The 15,391-nt window shown below is 63.1% G+C and carries 16 protein-coding genes and 3 tRNA genes; 11 read left to right on the forward strand and 8 right to left on the reverse strand.

Going from position 1 to position 15,391, the window contains the following annotated elements; translation table 11 throughout:
* The 4 genes from DQW91_RS15005 to DQW91_RS15020 all read right to left on the reverse strand — a co-directional run.
* On the reverse strand, positions 1-247 hold a 247-nt coding region (locus tag DQW91_RS15005; RefSeq protein WP_245411061.1), incomplete at its 3' end, for a GTP-binding protein.
* 60 nt (positions 248-307) lie between these two features.
* Positions 308-859, reverse strand: coding sequence for a DUF6778 family protein (locus DQW91_RS15010; protein WP_157961465.1), 552 nt, complete (start codon positions 857-859; stop codon positions 308-310).
* 78 nt (positions 860-937) lie between these two features.
* A tRNA-Gly gene (locus DQW91_RS15015) sits at positions 938-1,011 on the reverse strand.
* Positions 1,012-1,031: 20 nt separating this feature from the next.
* Positions 1,032-1,116: transfer RNA gene (locus DQW91_RS15020), tRNA-Tyr, on the reverse strand.
* A 188-nt stretch (positions 1,117-1,304) separates the two neighbouring features.
* Here DQW91_RS15020 and DQW91_RS15025 point away from each other — a divergent pair.
* Both DQW91_RS15025 and DQW91_RS15030 read left to right on the forward strand, forming a co-directional pair.
* A complete protein-coding gene (locus tag DQW91_RS15025) occupies positions 1,305-2,186 on the forward strand; it encodes a TrmH family RNA methyltransferase (protein WP_112664472.1) in 882 nt (293 codons plus the stop codon).
* Between the two features lie 227 nt (positions 2,187-2,413).
* Positions 2,414-4,102 (forward strand): MFS transporter, encoded by a 1,689-nt coding sequence (locus DQW91_RS15030; protein WP_245411062.1) that lies wholly within the window; start codon positions 2,414-2,416, stop codon positions 4,100-4,102.
* Between the two features lie 107 nt (positions 4,103-4,209).
* Here the strand turns inward: DQW91_RS15030 and DQW91_RS16680 are convergent, their stop codons facing one another.
* Positions 4,210-4,473, reverse strand: coding sequence for a hypothetical protein (locus tag DQW91_RS16680; RefSeq protein WP_157961466.1), 264 nt, complete (start codon positions 4,471-4,473; stop codon positions 4,210-4,212).
* 173 nt (positions 4,474-4,646) lie between these two features.
* On the opposite strand from DQW91_RS16680, the gene DQW91_RS15035 reads away from it, so the two are divergent.
* From DQW91_RS15035 to DQW91_RS15055, 5 genes are all read left to right on the forward strand, one after another.
* Positions 4,647-4,721 (forward strand) — tRNA-Thr (locus DQW91_RS15035).
* Positions 4,722-4,932: 211 nt separating this feature from the next.
* Positions 4,933-5,445, forward strand: a complete 513-nt coding sequence (locus DQW91_RS15040) for a putative pterin-binding protein (RefSeq protein WP_198411881.1) — start codon at positions 4,933-4,935, stop codon at positions 5,443-5,445.
* Positions 5,442-6,791: a sensor histidine kinase gene (locus DQW91_RS15045; RefSeq protein ID WP_112664473.1), complete on the forward strand. Its 1,350-nt coding sequence runs from the start codon at positions 5,442-5,444 to the stop codon at positions 6,789-6,791. Before DQW91_RS15040 ends, DQW91_RS15045 begins: the two co-directional genes overlap by 4 nt.
* Positions 6,792-6,857: 66 nt before the next feature.
* The gene (locus DQW91_RS15050; RefSeq protein WP_112664474.1) at positions 6,858-7,679 is read left to right on the forward strand and encodes a TrmH family RNA methyltransferase; all 822 of its coding nucleotides are present in this window, start codon (positions 6,858-6,860) and stop codon (positions 7,677-7,679) included.
* Between the two features lie 52 nt (positions 7,680-7,731).
* Positions 7,732-8,715: an MBL fold metallo-hydrolase gene (locus tag DQW91_RS15055; RefSeq protein ID WP_112664475.1), complete on the forward strand. Its 984-nt coding sequence runs from the start codon at positions 7,732-7,734 to the stop codon at positions 8,713-8,715.
* Between the two features lie 9 nt (positions 8,716-8,724).
* Here DQW91_RS15055 and cutA read toward each other — a convergent pair whose 3' ends face one another.
* Positions 8,725-9,057 (reverse strand): divalent-cation tolerance protein CutA, encoded by a 333-nt coding sequence (gene cutA, locus DQW91_RS15060; RefSeq protein ID WP_112664476.1) that lies wholly within the window; start codon positions 9,055-9,057, stop codon positions 8,725-8,727.
* Between the two features lie 101 nt (positions 9,058-9,158).
* Here cutA and DQW91_RS15065 point away from each other — a divergent pair, with 101 nt between their 5' ends.
* Genes DQW91_RS15065 through DQW91_RS15075 form a run of 3 tightly spaced genes read left to right on the forward strand, consistent with a single transcriptional unit; the run spans position 9,159 to position 11,350 of the window.
* Entirely contained in the window at positions 9,159-9,932 is a 774-nt protein-coding gene (locus DQW91_RS15065; RefSeq protein WP_112664477.1) for an NAD kinase, read from the forward strand.
* 42 nt (positions 9,933-9,974) lie between these two features.
* A complete protein-coding gene (locus DQW91_RS15070; RefSeq protein ID WP_112664478.1) occupies positions 9,975-10,478 on the forward strand; it encodes a MaoC family dehydratase in 504 nt (167 codons plus the stop codon).
* Positions 10,478-11,350, forward strand: a complete 873-nt coding sequence (locus DQW91_RS15075; RefSeq protein WP_112664543.1) for an HpcH/HpaI aldolase/citrate lyase family protein — start codon at positions 10,478-10,480, stop codon at positions 11,348-11,350. Before DQW91_RS15070 ends, DQW91_RS15075 begins: the two co-directional genes overlap by 1 nt.
* Positions 11,351-11,378: 28 nt before the next feature.
* Here DQW91_RS15075 and DQW91_RS15080 read toward each other — a convergent pair whose 3' ends face one another.
* Both DQW91_RS15080 and DQW91_RS15085 read right to left on the reverse strand, forming a co-directional pair.
* The gene (locus tag DQW91_RS15080; protein ID WP_112664479.1) at positions 11,379-11,990 is read right to left on the reverse strand and encodes a flavin reductase family protein; all 612 of its coding nucleotides are present in this window, start codon (positions 11,988-11,990) and stop codon (positions 11,379-11,381) included.
* Positions 11,990-12,553 (reverse strand): nitroreductase family protein, encoded by a 564-nt coding sequence (locus tag DQW91_RS15085; protein WP_112664480.1) that lies wholly within the window; start codon positions 12,551-12,553, stop codon positions 11,990-11,992. The genes DQW91_RS15080 and DQW91_RS15085 overlap by 1 nt, the downstream gene beginning before the upstream one ends.
* A 369-nt stretch (positions 12,554-12,922) precedes the next feature.
* Between DQW91_RS15085 and DQW91_RS15090 the strand changes: the two genes are divergently transcribed.
* On the forward strand, positions 12,923-15,361 hold the full coding sequence (locus DQW91_RS15090) for a YfhO family protein (protein WP_112664481.1): 2,439 nt from the start codon (positions 12,923-12,925) through the stop codon (positions 15,359-15,361).
* Positions 15,362-15,391: the final 30 nt, after the last annotated feature.

Below are 15,391 nucleotides of genomic sequence, written 5' to 3' on the forward strand. Positions count from 1 at the left end.
GGCAGTCGACGTGCGCATAGTGGCGGTTCGTCGTCTCGTACTCGACGTGCGCCGTCGAGATCGTGATGCCACGAGCCTTCTCTTCCGGCGCCTTGTCAATCTGGTCGTACGCCGTGAACGTCGCGCCACCGCTCTCCGCCAGAACCTTCGTGATCGCCGCAGTCAGAGACGTCTTACCATGGTCAACGTGACCAATCGTCCCGATGTTGCAGTGCGGCTTTGTCCGCTCAAACTTTTCCTTCGCCATCGATCTCTACCTTATAGGCCAGGATTCAAAAACTTGGGTGCGTCCGATATTGCGGTTGCGCTATTTCCGCAAGAGCCAATTTCGATACTGGTTCACATAATACCGGATTAAGCGGTCCGCCGGATCGTCCTGGATGATGTTGTCGAGGGCGACCCCGATGACGCCGTTGCCTCCCTGGAAAGCGACGGTATGGGCCGGAAAGGCGAGAAGCGGCGCCCCCGTCTTGGCGTCGAGGATGTCCACATCCGCCTTGATGACGTGGTTCCCGCCAAGGAGAATCCGAACGGCTCCGGGGACGACGGCGAACTCATGAACGCGGACGACGAGCTTGACGGGACGTTGGCCCGTGAGGTCGCCGCCGAGATTCCGCAGCACCGAATCGCGGAGCTTCGAGGCAATCGACTGGCGGACCTTGGCGTCATCGGGCGCCGTCAAAGCGGCCCGTTCCGTATCGCCGTCGGCCCAGCTGATCCAGGCATTGGGCGCCACCGACACGTCCACCGAGGCAAGACGGAAACCGGCGATCTGCTCAGGGGAAAGGGTATTGGGCGTCGAGACGCAGCCCGCGAGGGCCAGCCCCATGACTGCAACGGCGAGAAAGCGTTTGAACACAACCACACTCCAATGAAATACAACTGGAGGCTGCGATTATGTTGCTTTGTTGCGATTCTCAAGCTGCGGCGGGAAATTTGGAGCGGGTGAAGGGAATCGAACCCTCGTATTCAGCTTGGAAGGCTGCTGCTCTACCATTGAGCTACACCCGCAAGCGCCTCGCTTGGGTGGATGGTGGGGGAAGTAGGACTCGAACCTACGAAGGCATAGCCAGCGGATTTACAGTCCGCCCCCTTTGCCGCTCGGGACATTCCCCCAGTTGATCCAACCAAAACGCGCCGCGTAGAGGCCGTTTCAAACAAAACGCCCCGCCCGAAGGCAGGGCCGTCGTGGGCGCTCTTATGGTGACCCACTTCACCGGTGTCAACACTAAAGAGCAAACCGCATCGTGAGTTCCGCGAACCTGTGTTATGGCCACCCTCACAACACAACGAGATTTCGAAAAATGAGCGAGCGCCCCTTCTCTCCCCGCAAACCACGCTTCAACCGTCAGGGCGGTAAGTTCGAGCGCCGCGACGGGCATCCCAAGGAAGCGCGGGGCAAGGGAGCGTGGGAAAAGGGGCCCCGGGAAAAAGGAACCTGGGGAAAGCGGCCGTCGGAGGGTGACGAGCAGACCGTTCTCTACGGCTGGCATCCGGTCGCTGAGGCGTTGCGCAACCCCAAGCGCAAATTCCACCGCCTTCTCGCCACCGAAAACTCGATGCTGCGCCTCACCGAGGAGCTGGGCATTCCCCTGCCCATCACGCCGGAGATCGTCCGCCCCGGAGATATCAACAGGCTCGTCGAGGCCGACGCGGTTCATCAAGGGCTTTACCTCGAGGCGGAGCCCCTCGCCTCGCCGACCCTGGAAACCTTGAGCGGGAAGCGCGTCGTCCTCGCCCTCGACCAGATCACCGATCCGCACAATGTAGGCGCGGTCGTCCGCAGCGCCGCGGCCTTCGGTGTCGAGGCCATCATCACCACCGCCCGCCACAGCCCGGCGGCGACGGGGGTTCTCGCCAAGGCGGCTTCCGGCGGGCTGGAGCATGTGCCCTTTCTGATCGTGCGCAACCTCGCCGATTCCCTCATCAAGCTCGGCGAGCGCGGTTTCACCCGAATCGGGCTCGATTCTTCGGGAGAGGCGCAGCTTGACGAAATGCAGCTGAAGAACCCGGTGGTTCTGGTGCTGGGCTCGGAGGGCAAGGGCCTGCGCCAGCGCACCCGGGAATGCTGCGACGCCATCGGCAGGCTCGACATGCCGGGCGAGATCAAGAGCCTCAACGTCTCGAACGCCGCCGCCATCGCACTTTACGCGGTCACGAAGGCCGTCTCGAAGTCTGCAGAATAAGGCGGGCGCTCAGGCCCGGTAAGCTGCGCTTTTACTTGGATCAAGCGCCTCTTAGACAGAAGTCGCAAATACCAATTGTGAATTGTTAGGAACTGCCCTGCCGTTAGGCTCACTTTCCAATGGGAGCTTGGTGACGAATCGCCGTCATCGACTTTCGTACCGCCAAGGTCTCGAAGCTTTGGCGCAAGAAACCCGGACAACCGGGACCAACATTGGAAGGAAACACTATGGCAACCGCAGCCACGACGTCGCGGACGGATGCAGCCGTCCGTCCGATGAGCGGCGAGGAAAAGAAGGTCATCTTCGCCTCGTCGCTCGGTACCGTTTTCGAATGGTACGACTTCTATCTTTATGGATCTCTCGCCGGCATCATCGGCGCTCAGTTCTTCGGCCAATACCCGAAGGCGACGCAGGACATTTTCGCGCTTCTCGCCTTCGCCGCGGGCTTCCTGGTCCGCCCGTTCGGCGCGCTGGTCTTCGGACGCATCGGCGATCTCGTCGGCCGTAAGTACACCTTCCTCGTGACCATCCTGATCATGGGCCTGTCGACCTTCATCGTGGGTCTTCTGCCGGGCTCGGCCACGATCGGCGTGGCTGCTCCGATCATTCTGATCATCCTGCGCCTCCTGCAGGGCCTGGCGCTCGGCGGTGAGTACGGCGGCGCGGCGACCTACGTGGCGGAGCACGCTCCTCATGGACGTCGCGGGTTCTACACCTCCTGGATCCAGACCACGGCGACGCTGGGTCTGTTCCTTTCGCTCCTCGTGATTCTCTTCACCCGCACGATTCTCGGCGAAGCCGAGTTCGCGGCGTGGGGCTGGCGTATTCCGTTCCTGGTATCCGTGCTTCTGCTCGGCGTTTCCCTCTGGATCCGCCTGCAGCTGCAGGAATCCCCGGCCTTCCAGCGCATGAAGGAAGAGGGCACCCAGTCCAAGGCTCCGCTCTCCGAGGCCTTCGGCCAGTGGAAGAACGCCAAGATCGCGATCCTGGCTCTCTTCGGCCTCGTCGCCGGCCAGGGCGTCGTCTGGTACACGGGCCAGTTCTATGCCCTTTTCTTCCTGCAATCGATCCTCAAGGTCGACGGCTACACCGCGAACCTGCTGATCGCCTGGTCGCTCCTGCTCGGCACCGGCTTCTTCGTGTTCTTCGGCTGGCTGTCGGACAAGATCGGTCGCAAGCCGATCATCCTCGCGGGTTGCCTCATCGCCGCCCTCACCTACTTCCCGCTCTTCAAGCAGATCACCACCCTGGCGAACCCTGCTCTCGAAGCGGCGGTGGAGAACGTGAAGGTGACCGTCGTCGCCGATCCGGCCGATTGCGGTAACCTCTTCAACCCGGTCGGCACTCGCGTCTTCACCTCCTCGTGCGACCTCGCCCGTGACTTCCTTGCGAAGGCCTCGGTGAAGTACACCACGGAGGCTGGTCCTGCCGGCTCGGCGACGAAGATCCGCGTCAACGCGACCGAGGTGCCTTTCGACACCGCCAAGCTTGCCGACTCGCGCAACGCCACTACGGCGGCCCTCCAGGCGGCGGGCTATCCGAAGCCGGGCGATGCGAAAATCGCCAAGATGAAGCATCCGTTCGATCTGTTTAACGCGCAGATCGCCGGCATCGTCGGCCTGCTGTTCATCCTCGTGGTGTTCGTGACGATGGTGTACGGCCCCATCGCGGCGGCTCTGGTGGAACTCTTCCCCACCCGCATCCGCTACTCGGGCATGTCGCTGCCATACCACATCGGTAACGGCTGGTTCGGCGGCCTTCTGCCCGCCACCGCCTTCGCGATGGTCGCCCAGACCGGCGATATCTACTACGGTCTGTGGTACCCCATCGTGATCGCGCTCATGACCTTCGTGATCGGCATGCTCTTCGTGCCCGAGACGAAGGATCGCGACATCTTCGCCTACAAGGGCGACTGAGCCGAAACGCTGAACTAAACAGAAAGGCCCCGCTCTACCCGGCGGGGCCTTTTTCTTTTGGGCTCGGACCGTGCGATCGGGACAGGCGAAAAGCTGAAGGCCGCCGCCTAGAAACAGGTCGTCAACCGTCGGACGACCCAGCCCTCGCCCTCGACGAAAAGGCGCTTGCGAGCGCGCTGGCAATTGGCAGGCAGGGCCGGCCCGCTTGTGGAGGAAGTCACCTGCGGTTCCTTCTTCGCCATGACTGCCGAGACCTTTTCTGCAGTTGCTTTCGCCGGCAGGGGCTTTTTCGCCTGCGCCGCTTGAGCAGGGACCGCTGTGCACAATGCCGCGATAACGGCCACGCCACCGAACCACTTCACAAAAGTCATTCTCACGGCCCCTTACGCAACCTCGACCTAACCATGATCCAGGGCATTCCCCTAGGGAAGTATCTTATGGGCCGATTGGTTGCAGTGCGATGACGCACATAATTTTGACTTGCGAAGAGACTTGCGGGGGAACTTGCCTGAAAGGCCGCACGCTGCTACCTGAGCCCCATTGGGCCGGCGTAGCACAGCGGTAGTGCAGCGGTTTTGTAAACCGAAGGTCGGGAGTTCAATCCTCTCCGCCGGCACCATTTCCCTTTCGAGAAAGCATGACATTCGACGGCATGGCGCGTCCAAGCCCGCTGCGGAGACGTGCGCCGAATAGAGCGGCTGAGCAACTTCCCAACCTCCCTGTCCAAACGAACAGTGTGACCTTGGGTAAGATCCAATATGCCTAGGGATAAGGCCCTAGCCGGGAAGCCCCTCGGCTCGTCTGCCTCAGCTCCAAAAGGTATCGAAACCATGCCCGTTCGGTTGCCTGCCTTCGCGCTCCTTCTTCTGATGCCCCTCGCCCTGTTCGCCGGCGTGTCCGCGCAGGAACTGCCGAAACCGGCGGGCAAGATCATTCTCACGATCAGCGGCAAGATCTCGCAAAAGAACGCCGGGGACAGTGCCGTCTTCGACCGTGCCGCCCTCGAAAGCATCGGAAAGCACGTTCTTCTCACCACAACCAACTGGACGGACGGGGTGAAGCGCTTCGAAGGCGTGCTGATGCGCGACCTCCTCGCGCGGGTCGGGGCCAGCGGCGTCGTGGTGTCGGCAACGGCGCTCAACGACTACACCGTCGACATCCCGGTTTCCGATTTCCAAAGATACGATGTCCTGCTGGCTTTCAGTATGGACGGGAAAGATCTTCAGCCGAGCGACAAAGGCCCTTTGTGGATCGTCTATCCCCGCGATCGGCACCCCGAGCTGAACAACGCCCAGCACGAGGCCCGTTGGATCTGGCAGTTGAGAACGCTGACGGTTCGATGACTGTTCGCTTGTTCAAGTCGCAGGCTTTCCTGCTCTCCGTCGGTGCAATCGTCGTTTTTCTCATCTCCCTGATTTTTGCCAGTTACCGCCTTGTTCACATCGAGCGCAGCCTCGACCCGGACACGACCGAGGACATGCTTTGGGCCATCACACAGGCTCAGTTCGAGAGCCTCCGCTTCGCCGACTCCGTCAACCGCTTCATCAACGGCGATACGATGGTCCAGCAGAGCGACGTGGCCTTGCGATACGATATTCTCCGCAGCCGCCTGAGCTTGTTCGAAACGGGTGAACCCAAGCGCTATCTTCTTCAACTCTCCGCCCTTGGCGAACTCGAGCGTTACATCAACGCGACCAGTGACATGGAGCCGGAAGTCCAGGCTATCGCGCGGGGCAACACCCTCGCCGAAACGCAGATTCGGGCGACGGCGCAACCGCTGGCCATGCATCTGCGCGACCTGGCTAACAAGACGATGCTGAGGGAGCGCGACCGCGCACGTGCACTCAGGGACGACCGTGGCCGCACGGTCATTGAACTGTCCGGCTACATGCTCGGCGTTCTTCTCAGCGGCGCGGTCCTTGTGGGCGTGCTGGTCAGGTCCCGGCGAGACGTGATGAGGGCAGAGGAATCGCTGCACCGGCAGCAGGAACTGAGCCGCATGTACCGGACGCTCGTCTCGATGGTGACGCACCAGTTCGGCTCCCCGCTGGCGGTGATCGATTCAAGCGCGCAACGCATCCTGCGGCGCGGAACCGCCATGAGCAGCGAGGAAATCACAACCCGCACGACGTATATCCGCGACGCTGTCTCCGGCCTCATGCGGATGATGCAGATTACCCTGAACGCCGCGCGCCTCGATGAGGGCGAGCTGTCCTTGCGTCCGGAAGAGACGGACCTTCGCCGCCTTATCGACAGCCTCTGCGATCGCTATCAGCAGACGGAGCCCGAGCGCCGTTTGATCGTCGACACGGCAGGCCTCCCGCCGCATGTGTATTGCGATCCGACACTGATCGAGCAGGCGCTGTCCAACCTCATCTCCAACGCGCTGAAGTTCTCCGGCGAGGCCGCACCGGTCCGGATCTACGGGCGGGTTGAGGGCGACAGCATACTTCTCAGCGTCGAGGATAAGGGCGTCGGCATTCCTGCCGATGAACTGCCTTACGTCTTCAAGGAATTCTTTCGGGCGCGCACGGCGGAATCCGTCATCGGCACCGGCATCGGGCTATCCTTCGCGCGTAATATCGCCCGCCTGCATGGCGGCGACATCGAGGTTTCGAGCGTTGAGGGAGCCGGCTCGACCTTCACGATCCACTTCCCGTTCGGAAAGCCGCCCGCACAGCGAAGCTGAAGGTGTCCGCCTTGCCAATTCCAGGCAGCGCCCATAGGAAATCGCCCTGACGGAGGCGATCCCTTAATGCTGCTCCCCATCGACGATCCCAACGATCCGCGCATCGAACCCTATCGGGCGGTACGCGAGCGCGATCTGATCGGGCGCGAGGGGCGCTTCATCGCTGAGGGCGAGGTGGTCCTGCGCGTCCTGCTGTCCAGCGCGCAGTTCGAGGTCGAATCCCTCCTCATTGCTGAGAGCCGGGTCGAACCGCTGAACGACGCGCTGCATTCCTTGCCTGAGGAAACACCTGTCTATGTGGCGGGCCGCGCGGTCATGGATGCCATCGTCGGCTTTCCCATCCACCGGGGGATTCTGGCAGTCGGCCGCCGGAAGAGCGAGCCAACCGCGGAGGAATTGCTTGAGTCCCTGCCGCGCGAGGCGCTCGTCGTCGGCCTCGTAGGCCTTGCCAACCACGACAATGTCGGTGGCATTTTCCGCAACGCCGCCGCTTTCGGCGCGGATGCGGTACTGCTCGATCCGGAAACCTGCGATCCGCTCTATCGAAAGGCGATCCGCGTCTCCGTCGGCGGTGCGCTCGTGGTTCCGTTCGCCCGCACCGTTTCTGCGGATGCCATGATCGACGACCTGCAGCGGGCGGGCTTCGACATCGTGGCGCTGAGCCCTTCCGGACGGGAGAACCTGGCGGATGTGCGTCGCGCGCCCCGGACGGCCCTTATCCTGGGCGCCGAGGGCCCCGGCCTCCCGGCGGATCTTCTTGCCCGCACGCGTACCGTCTCCATTCCCATGAAGGGCGGCTTCGATTCCCTCAACGTTTCCACCACCAGCGGGATCGTGCTTCACCATTTGACGACTTGCTCGCCTCTTCGTGAAGCGGGAGAGACTTGATCCCAAGCGTGACTATTTTAGCCTCTTCACCACTCATCGGGAGGAGGTCACCATGTCCGTCACACGCCGCGCTGTCATCGCAGGCAGCACGCTCGCTCTTGCAACGCCTTTTGGAGAAAACGTCTTGGCCCAAGCCACCACCCCGTCCACAGCACCGTCGGGCGGGTCCCGCCAGGCTCCCGGCTTCTACCGCTACAAGGTCGGCGACATCGAGGTGACGGCCATCAATGACGGTTTCGCCAAGCGCCCGCTGGAAGGTTTCATCAAGAACGCCGAACTGGCCCAGGTGCAGGAGGCGATGAAGGAGGCGTATCTTCCGGCCGACGCCCTCGCCATCACCTTCACGACCCTTGTCCTGAACCGCAACGGCAAGCTCACGCTCATCGACGTCGGCAACGGCGATCTCGGCGCGCCAACCTCCGGCACCTGGATGGCGAATTTCCGCGCCGCCGGGTTCGATCCATCGCAGGTCGAAACCATCGTCATCAGCCACTTTCATGGCGACCACATCAACGGCCTGCGCCTGAAGGATGGCACCGTCGTGTTCCCGAACGCGGAAGTGACGGTGCCCGCCGCCGAGTGGGCCTTCTGGATGGACGATGCCCGCATGAACCAGGCCCCGGAGAGCATGAAGGGCGCCTTCCAGAACGTGCGCCGGGTCTTTGCTCCCATCACCAAGGACGTGAAGCGTTTCGAGGCTGACAAGGAAGTTGCGCCTGGCCTTACCGCCATCGCCACCCCCGGCCACACGCCGGGGCACACGTCCTTCCTGCTCTCGTCCGGCAGCGGCAAGCTGCTCGTGATGTCGGATGTGACGAACCACCCTGCCCTTTTCGTCCGCAATCCGGACTGGTCGGCGATCTTCGACATGGATGCCGACCTTGCGCGCCAGACCCGCCACCGGATGCTGGACCTTGCCGCGACGGAACGGGCGCAGGTGAGCTTCTATCACGCCCCCTTCCCCGCCACCGGCTATATCGCCAAGGAGGGCAGCAAGTTCCGGCTGGTGCCCGTGCAGTGGACCTCCGCCGTCTGACGGCGGACTTCAGGGCGCACTCGCGGCCGAAGTCTCGGCCAGAAGCCACGCGAGCGTGTCAGGATCGGCCCCATCGGGCTCGATGAAGAGAATGACCGGCGTCTCATAGGGATGCCGGTCCTTGAGGGCCGCGTGCACATCGCCCTTTCGGTCCGTGACGGTCTTGAGGATGACGGCAACCTCCTCGCCACGTTCGATTTCCCCATTCCAGGCATAGACCGAGCGCATGCCGGGAAGCACGTTCATGCAGGCGATCAGCCTATCCCGCACCAGCCCCTCCCCGATGGACAGGGCTGTGTCGGTATCGGGAAAGGTCGTATAGACGAGAAGCGGTCGCGTCATGCTATGCCTTCCTGGCATGGTCGGGCCGTTGCGTGGTCCCGGATCATGCAAAGTCAAGAAATTGGGCCCCGGCCTTCTGGGTCCGATGAGGGTAACTGGGCATGACGCGCCGTTTCAACAGGGTCGCATTCATCGCGAGCTCGACTCCCGAGGCACAAAACGCCGTCAAGGCGTTGCAGGGCGCCTATCCGAGCGTCTCGCCGGAAGAGGCCGATGTCATCGTGGCCTTGGGCGGCGACGGGCTGATGCTGCAATGCCTGCACCAGTTCATGGGCACGTCCAAGCCGATCTACGGCATGAACAAGGGTTCAATCGGCTTTCTCATGAACGAGTTTCATGAGGATGACCTGTTCGAGCGGCTGGAAGAGGCGCAGCGCAGCGTGGTGCATCCCCTTCTCATGGTCGCGTGGGACGCGGACGGAAAGCCGCATACGGCGCGGGCGATCAATGAAGTGTCGATGTTGCGCCAGACCTATCAGGCCGCCAAGCTCAAGGTGAGCGTGGATTCGCACGTGCGCCTGACAGAGCTTATCGCCGACGGCATTCTCATCGCGACGCCCGCAGGCTCCACCGCCTATAACTTCTCGGTCAACGGCCCCATCCTGCCCCTCAACACGCCCCTTCTGGCGCTGACCCCGATCTCGGCCTTCCGCCCGCGCCGCTGGCGCGGCGCGCTGCTGCCGGACTACGCCCGCATCGAGATCGAGGTTCTGGAACACGAGAACCGCCCGGTGAGCGCCGTGGCGGATCACACCGAAATCCGCAACGTGTCGCGGGTGCAGGTCTCGATGGACCGCAGCATCGATCTCGTTCTGCTGCACGACCCCGGCCACGGCCTCGATGAGCGCATCCTGCGCGAGCAGTTCGGCTATTGAGACAAACCTGAAGGATCATAAGATCCAAAGGGGAGGAAAAAGATGACCAGCGAGCATGAAAGGCACCCGCGCGGCGGCCTTTATTTCGAGGACTTCGAGATCGGCAGCACCATCCGGCATCGTCTCACGCGGACGGTGACGCAGATGGACAACATGCTGTTCTCCAACATGACGCTGAACCCGCAGCCGCTCCATATCGACGCGCATTTCTGCGCGACGGAGACGGAATGGGGCCAGCCGCTGATGAACTCGCTCTTCACTCTCGGCCTGATGATCGGCATTTCCGTCAACGACACCACCGTCGGCACGACCATCGCCAACCTCGGCATGACGGACGTGAAATTTCCCGCCCCGCTTTTCGAGGGCGACACGGTCAGCGCGACGACAGAGGTTCTCGCCAAGCGCGAGTCGAAATCGCGTCCCGATGCGGGCATCGTCGAGTTCCTGCACCGCGCCTACAAGCAGGACGGCGCCCTCGTCGCCGAGTGCCGCCGCCAGGCCTTCATGCGCAAGCGTGAAGCTCCAGCATGGCAGGCCGACATATGATGCGCTCGCTCCTCTTCGTTCCGGGCGACAGCGCCCGCAAACTCGAAAAGGGCCTCGCCTCAAGCGCTGACGCCCTCATCATCGACATCGAGGATTCGGTCGCGCTTTCGGCGAAGGGAGAAGCACGCCGCGTGACGGCGGAGTTTCTTTCCGCCGCGCGCTCGGCGAGCGAACGCCCCAAACTCTACGTGCGCGTCAACGGCCTCGCCACGGGGCTGACCGATGACGATCTCGACGGCGTGATGCGGGCCGCACCCGACGGTATCGTTCTGCCGAAGGCCGTCGGCGGCAAGGACGTCGCGCATCTCGGCGCGAAAATCGCCGTGCGCGAAGCCGAGTACGGCCTCGAGGACGGCGGCACGCGCATCATCGCCATCGCGACCGAGAACGCGCGCGGCGTCTTCGCGCTCGGCACCTTCGCGGGCGCGAGCCAGCGTCTCGAGGGACTTGCCTGGGGTGGAGAGGATCTGTCGGCGGATGTCGGTGCGGAGACGAACCGGCGTGCGGACAACCACTACACCGAACCCTATCGCCTCGCCCGCTCGCTCACTCTCTTCGGTGCAGCGGCGGCGGAGGTCGATGCCATCGACGCGGTCTATACCAACTTTCGCGATCTCGAGGGCCTTGCCGCCGAATGCCGCGAAGCGCGCCGCGACGGTTTCATCGCCAAGATGGCGATCCATCCCGCGCAGGTGCCCGTCATCAACGAAACCTTCGCCCCGTCGCAGGACGCCATCGACCGCGCAAAAACTGTCGTTGCAGCTTTCGCCGCCAACCCCGGCGCAGGCGTCGTCGGCGTGGAAGGCGAGATGCTCGACCGCCCTCACCTTACCCGCGCTGAGCGACTGTTAGCGCGAGCAGGAAAAATCTGAGGACTTCGCGTGACCGGATCTGTTCCGGTCACTTCTCGCTCGGGCGGCGAAGCGAGAACCGCGTCTCCGGCGTCAGCACGAAGTAATCGCGATAGCCGGCGCGTGCGATGGGTTTGATCGCCGCCGTATCGAGCATGCCATCCACGAGGAAACGGTCGTCGATATAGACGCCGACCACCTGTCCGATGACGAGGAAGTAGCGCGGATCAGACCCGTCGAGCGGGCGAAGGGGAACGGTCTGGAGCCACTTGCATTCGAGCGCTGCTGGAGCTTCCGCGACACGCGGCGGCTTCACGAGCCGCGAGGGTGCGGCTTCGAGATTGGCGTGAACCATCTCGTTCTCGCCGCGCGGCAGAAGCGCGGAGGTGGCATTCATCTCATCGCGCAGATCGAAGGTCGCGAGGTTGCAAACGAACTCGCCCGTCTCTTCGATGAAGGTCACCGCATCCTTGCGCCCATCCGACGAGAAGGCGACCATGTGCGGGTTGTCCGAAACAGCGTTGAAGAACGAGTAGGGCGAGAGATTGATCTCACCCTTCGCGCTCATGGACGTGATCCATCCGATGGGGCGCGGCGTCACGATGGCCTTGAACGGATCGTGCGGCAGACCGTGGTCGTTGGTGGCAGTTTCGTAGAACATCAGAACCGCGTCACGATTTCGGAAAGGTTTGGCCTTGGCCGGTCGGTCGGAATTTCCTTGGCGGTGCCGATATGGATATAGCCGGCAATCCGCTCATCGGGAGCAAGCCCCAGCGCATCGAGCACGCGCCGGTCGAAGGCCGTCCAGCCTGTGAGCCAGGACGCGCCGAAGCCGAGCGCATTGGCGGCATTGAGCAGGTTCATGCAAACCGCTCCCGCCGACAATTCCTGCTCCCAGTCCGGGATCTTCGCATGCGGCTTCACGCGGGAGACGACCGCGACAACCACGGGAGCGTGGGAAAAGCGCGCCTTCTCGGCGGCGACCTTCTCCGCATCGGCCTGAGGCTGGTCGGCAACGAAGGCAGCCGCGGCAATTTCACCGAGACGCTGACGGCCTTCGCCCTCGATCACGATGAACCGCCAGGGGATCAACTTGCCGTGATCGGGCACCCGCGCCGCCACCGTCAGGAGGGTTTCGAGATCGGACGGGCCGGGGCCGGGTTCGCCGAGCCAGAGAGGCGGAACCGAGCGCCGTTGCTGCAAACGCGAGAGACTTTCGTTCATAAGGCTTTCATCCAAAGCTGATACTGTGCAAGGATAAGCGGGACGGGAAGCAAAGCTTTGCCGAAACTTGAGACTTGGGCGCGCGCCACGGTCTCGCCGTGTTTCTGCGGTTGGACCATCGCCGTCCTAGTGGGAGTTGCCGCTGCGACATAAAAACAAGCAGCGCTTGTATAGGGGTAGCGTGCTGGCCCGCCAAGCCGGTTTTCGAGGGTGAGGTATGATCCTGCTTTCTGGATCGTGCCGGGGATCGAGGCGAGAACGCGCGCCGCAAGGCAAACGGTTTCGCCTAATACTTTATCGAAATTCCCGAACACCTCGGATCGGTACTATACGATACGAATGCCGCCTGGCGGATGGCGCTGACGACGAATGAACAGAGATCTCCCGGAAGCTGACGCGTCCTCCCTGAGTGTCTGGACGTCCAGACAGACCGTCCTTTCCCTCCTCTTGATCCTGCTGGTCTGGGCGCTGGCCTCATCCGCCTGGCCGCTCACCGGCAGCGTCGTGCCCTGGGATTCCAAGAACCAGTTCTACCCGACCCTGCGCTATCTCAGCGATGCGCTCTCGCACGGGGAGTTTCCGCTCTGGAATCCCTATCATTTCAGCGGGCATCCTTCTGTCGCCGATCCGCAGGCCCTGCTCTTCACCCCGACCATGCTCCTCTTCGGATGGCTCGTCCCTCAGCCGTCGATGGAACTGTTCGACGTGGTGATCTTCGCCCATTTCCTCCCCGGCGCCCTTGCCTTCGTTCCTCTCTTCCGCCGCCGGGGCTGGCATCCGGCGGGCGCGGTGATCGCAGCCATCGTGTTCATGCTCGGCGGCTCGGCGACGGCCCGCCTGCAGCATACGGGCATGATCCTGAGCTACGGCTTCTTCCCCCTCGCCCTCCTGCTGCTCGAGGAGGCACTGGATCGCAAATCCTATGCGTTCGGCGCACTGTTCGCGCTCACCGCTGCGATGATGACCATCGGGCGTGATCAGGTGGCTTTTCTTTGCGCGCTGACCCTCATCGGCGTCGCCGCCCAAAGGATTTTCTCGGCGGAACGCCGTCTCGCTTATTTCAAGTCCCGCGTTGGTGTCCTCGTCGTCATGGGCCTGATCGGCGGCGCGCTTCTGGCAGTACCGTCCATCCTCACCATGCAGTTTCTCGCCACCTCGACCCGCCCCGGCTTCGGCTACGGGGTCGCGGCGATGGGGTCGCTGCCGCCCGACAGCCTGGCGACGATCCTCTTCGGCAACATCTTCGGCTCCCTTCGCTGGACCTACGATTACTGGGGGCCGGATTGGCACAGCGTCGCCGAGGGAACCTGGACCGACCGGGCGACGAACTACCTTTTCGCGGGCACCATCCCTGCCCTGCTCCTCTTGTGGCACGGCATCGCCGGGGGGCGCCTCCTGGCGCGCGAATTCCGGTTCTTCCTGATCTTCGGCCTCGTCTTTCTGCTCTACGCCCTTGGCCGCTACACGCCCGGCTTCGGCCTCGTCTTCGACCATCTGCCGGGGGTGAAGCTCTATCGCCGCCCGGCGGATGCGACGTTCCTCATCAACATCTTCCTGGCCTTCGCCGCCGGATACCTCGCCCACCGCTACATCAAGGACGGCCTTCCCCGCCTGAGCAAGGCGCACCTTTCCTCCTGGCAGGTGGCGTTGCCCTCTCTCGCGGTCCTCCTCGTCGTGGGAGCCGTCGCCAGCGCGCTCGGGTTTGCGCTGCGGGCGGGACAGGTCGCTCCCGCAATGGGCGAGATCGGCATCGGCCTCGCGATTGCCGCCGCTGCCCTCGTTCTCCTGACGCGTTTCGGCGGCAGCCATCGCTGGCGTCCCGCCGTCGCGCTAGTCCTCGTCGCGGCGACGGGCGGGGAATTGATCTGGCGTCATGCCGCCTCGGCCCTCAACGCGGAGCCGGAGGAGCGTTACGCGGTCTTCGAGAAACTCCCGCCCGAGCAGTTGAAGGGCCTGAGCATCCTCAAAGCGGAGCTCGACCAGCGCCACGCTGAGGGCGACTATCCGCGTGTGGAGATTCTCGGCCTGCGCGGCCCCTGGCAGAACGCCTCGATGGTCTTCGGGATTGAGGACATCATCGGCTACAACCCGCTGCGGCTGGCCGATTACGAGCGCGCCGTGGGCCCGGGCGAGAATGCGGAAGACCCGAATCTGCGCCAATTCCCGGCGAGCTTCCGGGGCTATAAGTGCCGCCTCGCCAACCTTCTCGGCCTCGAATATCTGGTGCTCGACCGCAAGCTCGAGCGCATGCCGCGCCATTTCCCCCGCCCGTCCGGTGCGGAGCTACTCTACGGCTCGGGGCGGATGTGGATCTATCGCCTGAACACGGAGAGCCCACGCGTTTACGTGGCGACGAAGATCACCCCAGTGGATTCGGAGGCCGCGCTCGATCAGGAGGACCTGCCCGAGTTCGACCGCCAGAACGAGGCCCTCGTCGACCAGAGCAGCATGCGGCGTCTGCGGCTGACTCATGAGGCCGCTCCCGCAGACAGCGACAAGCCCAAGAGCGAGGCGCGGATCACGCAGTACAAGCGGACCTCCGTGACGGTCGAGGTGAACAGCGACCAGGCCGGCGTTCTGGTTCTCCACGACATCTTCTATCCGGGCTGGCAAGTCCGTGTGGATGGCGAGCGTCGCCCTATTTTGCGCGCAAATCTGTTGTTCAGAGGCGTCGAGATAGGCCCTGGCCGGCATAAGGTGGAATTCACATTCCGTCCCACGTCGCTGGAAAATCTGATTGCGGCCACAACCGATCTCGTGAAGAAAGAAGTCGAGCCCGTCAGGACCGTGCAAGCCGCCGCCCGATAGGCACCGATTGCCTGGAGCGATGGCGAGACC

The sequence above is a fragment of the Microvirga flavescens genome, assembly GCF_003290125.1.
Classification (GTDB): domain Bacteria; phylum Pseudomonadota; class Alphaproteobacteria; order Rhizobiales; family Beijerinckiaceae; genus Microvirga; species Microvirga flavescens.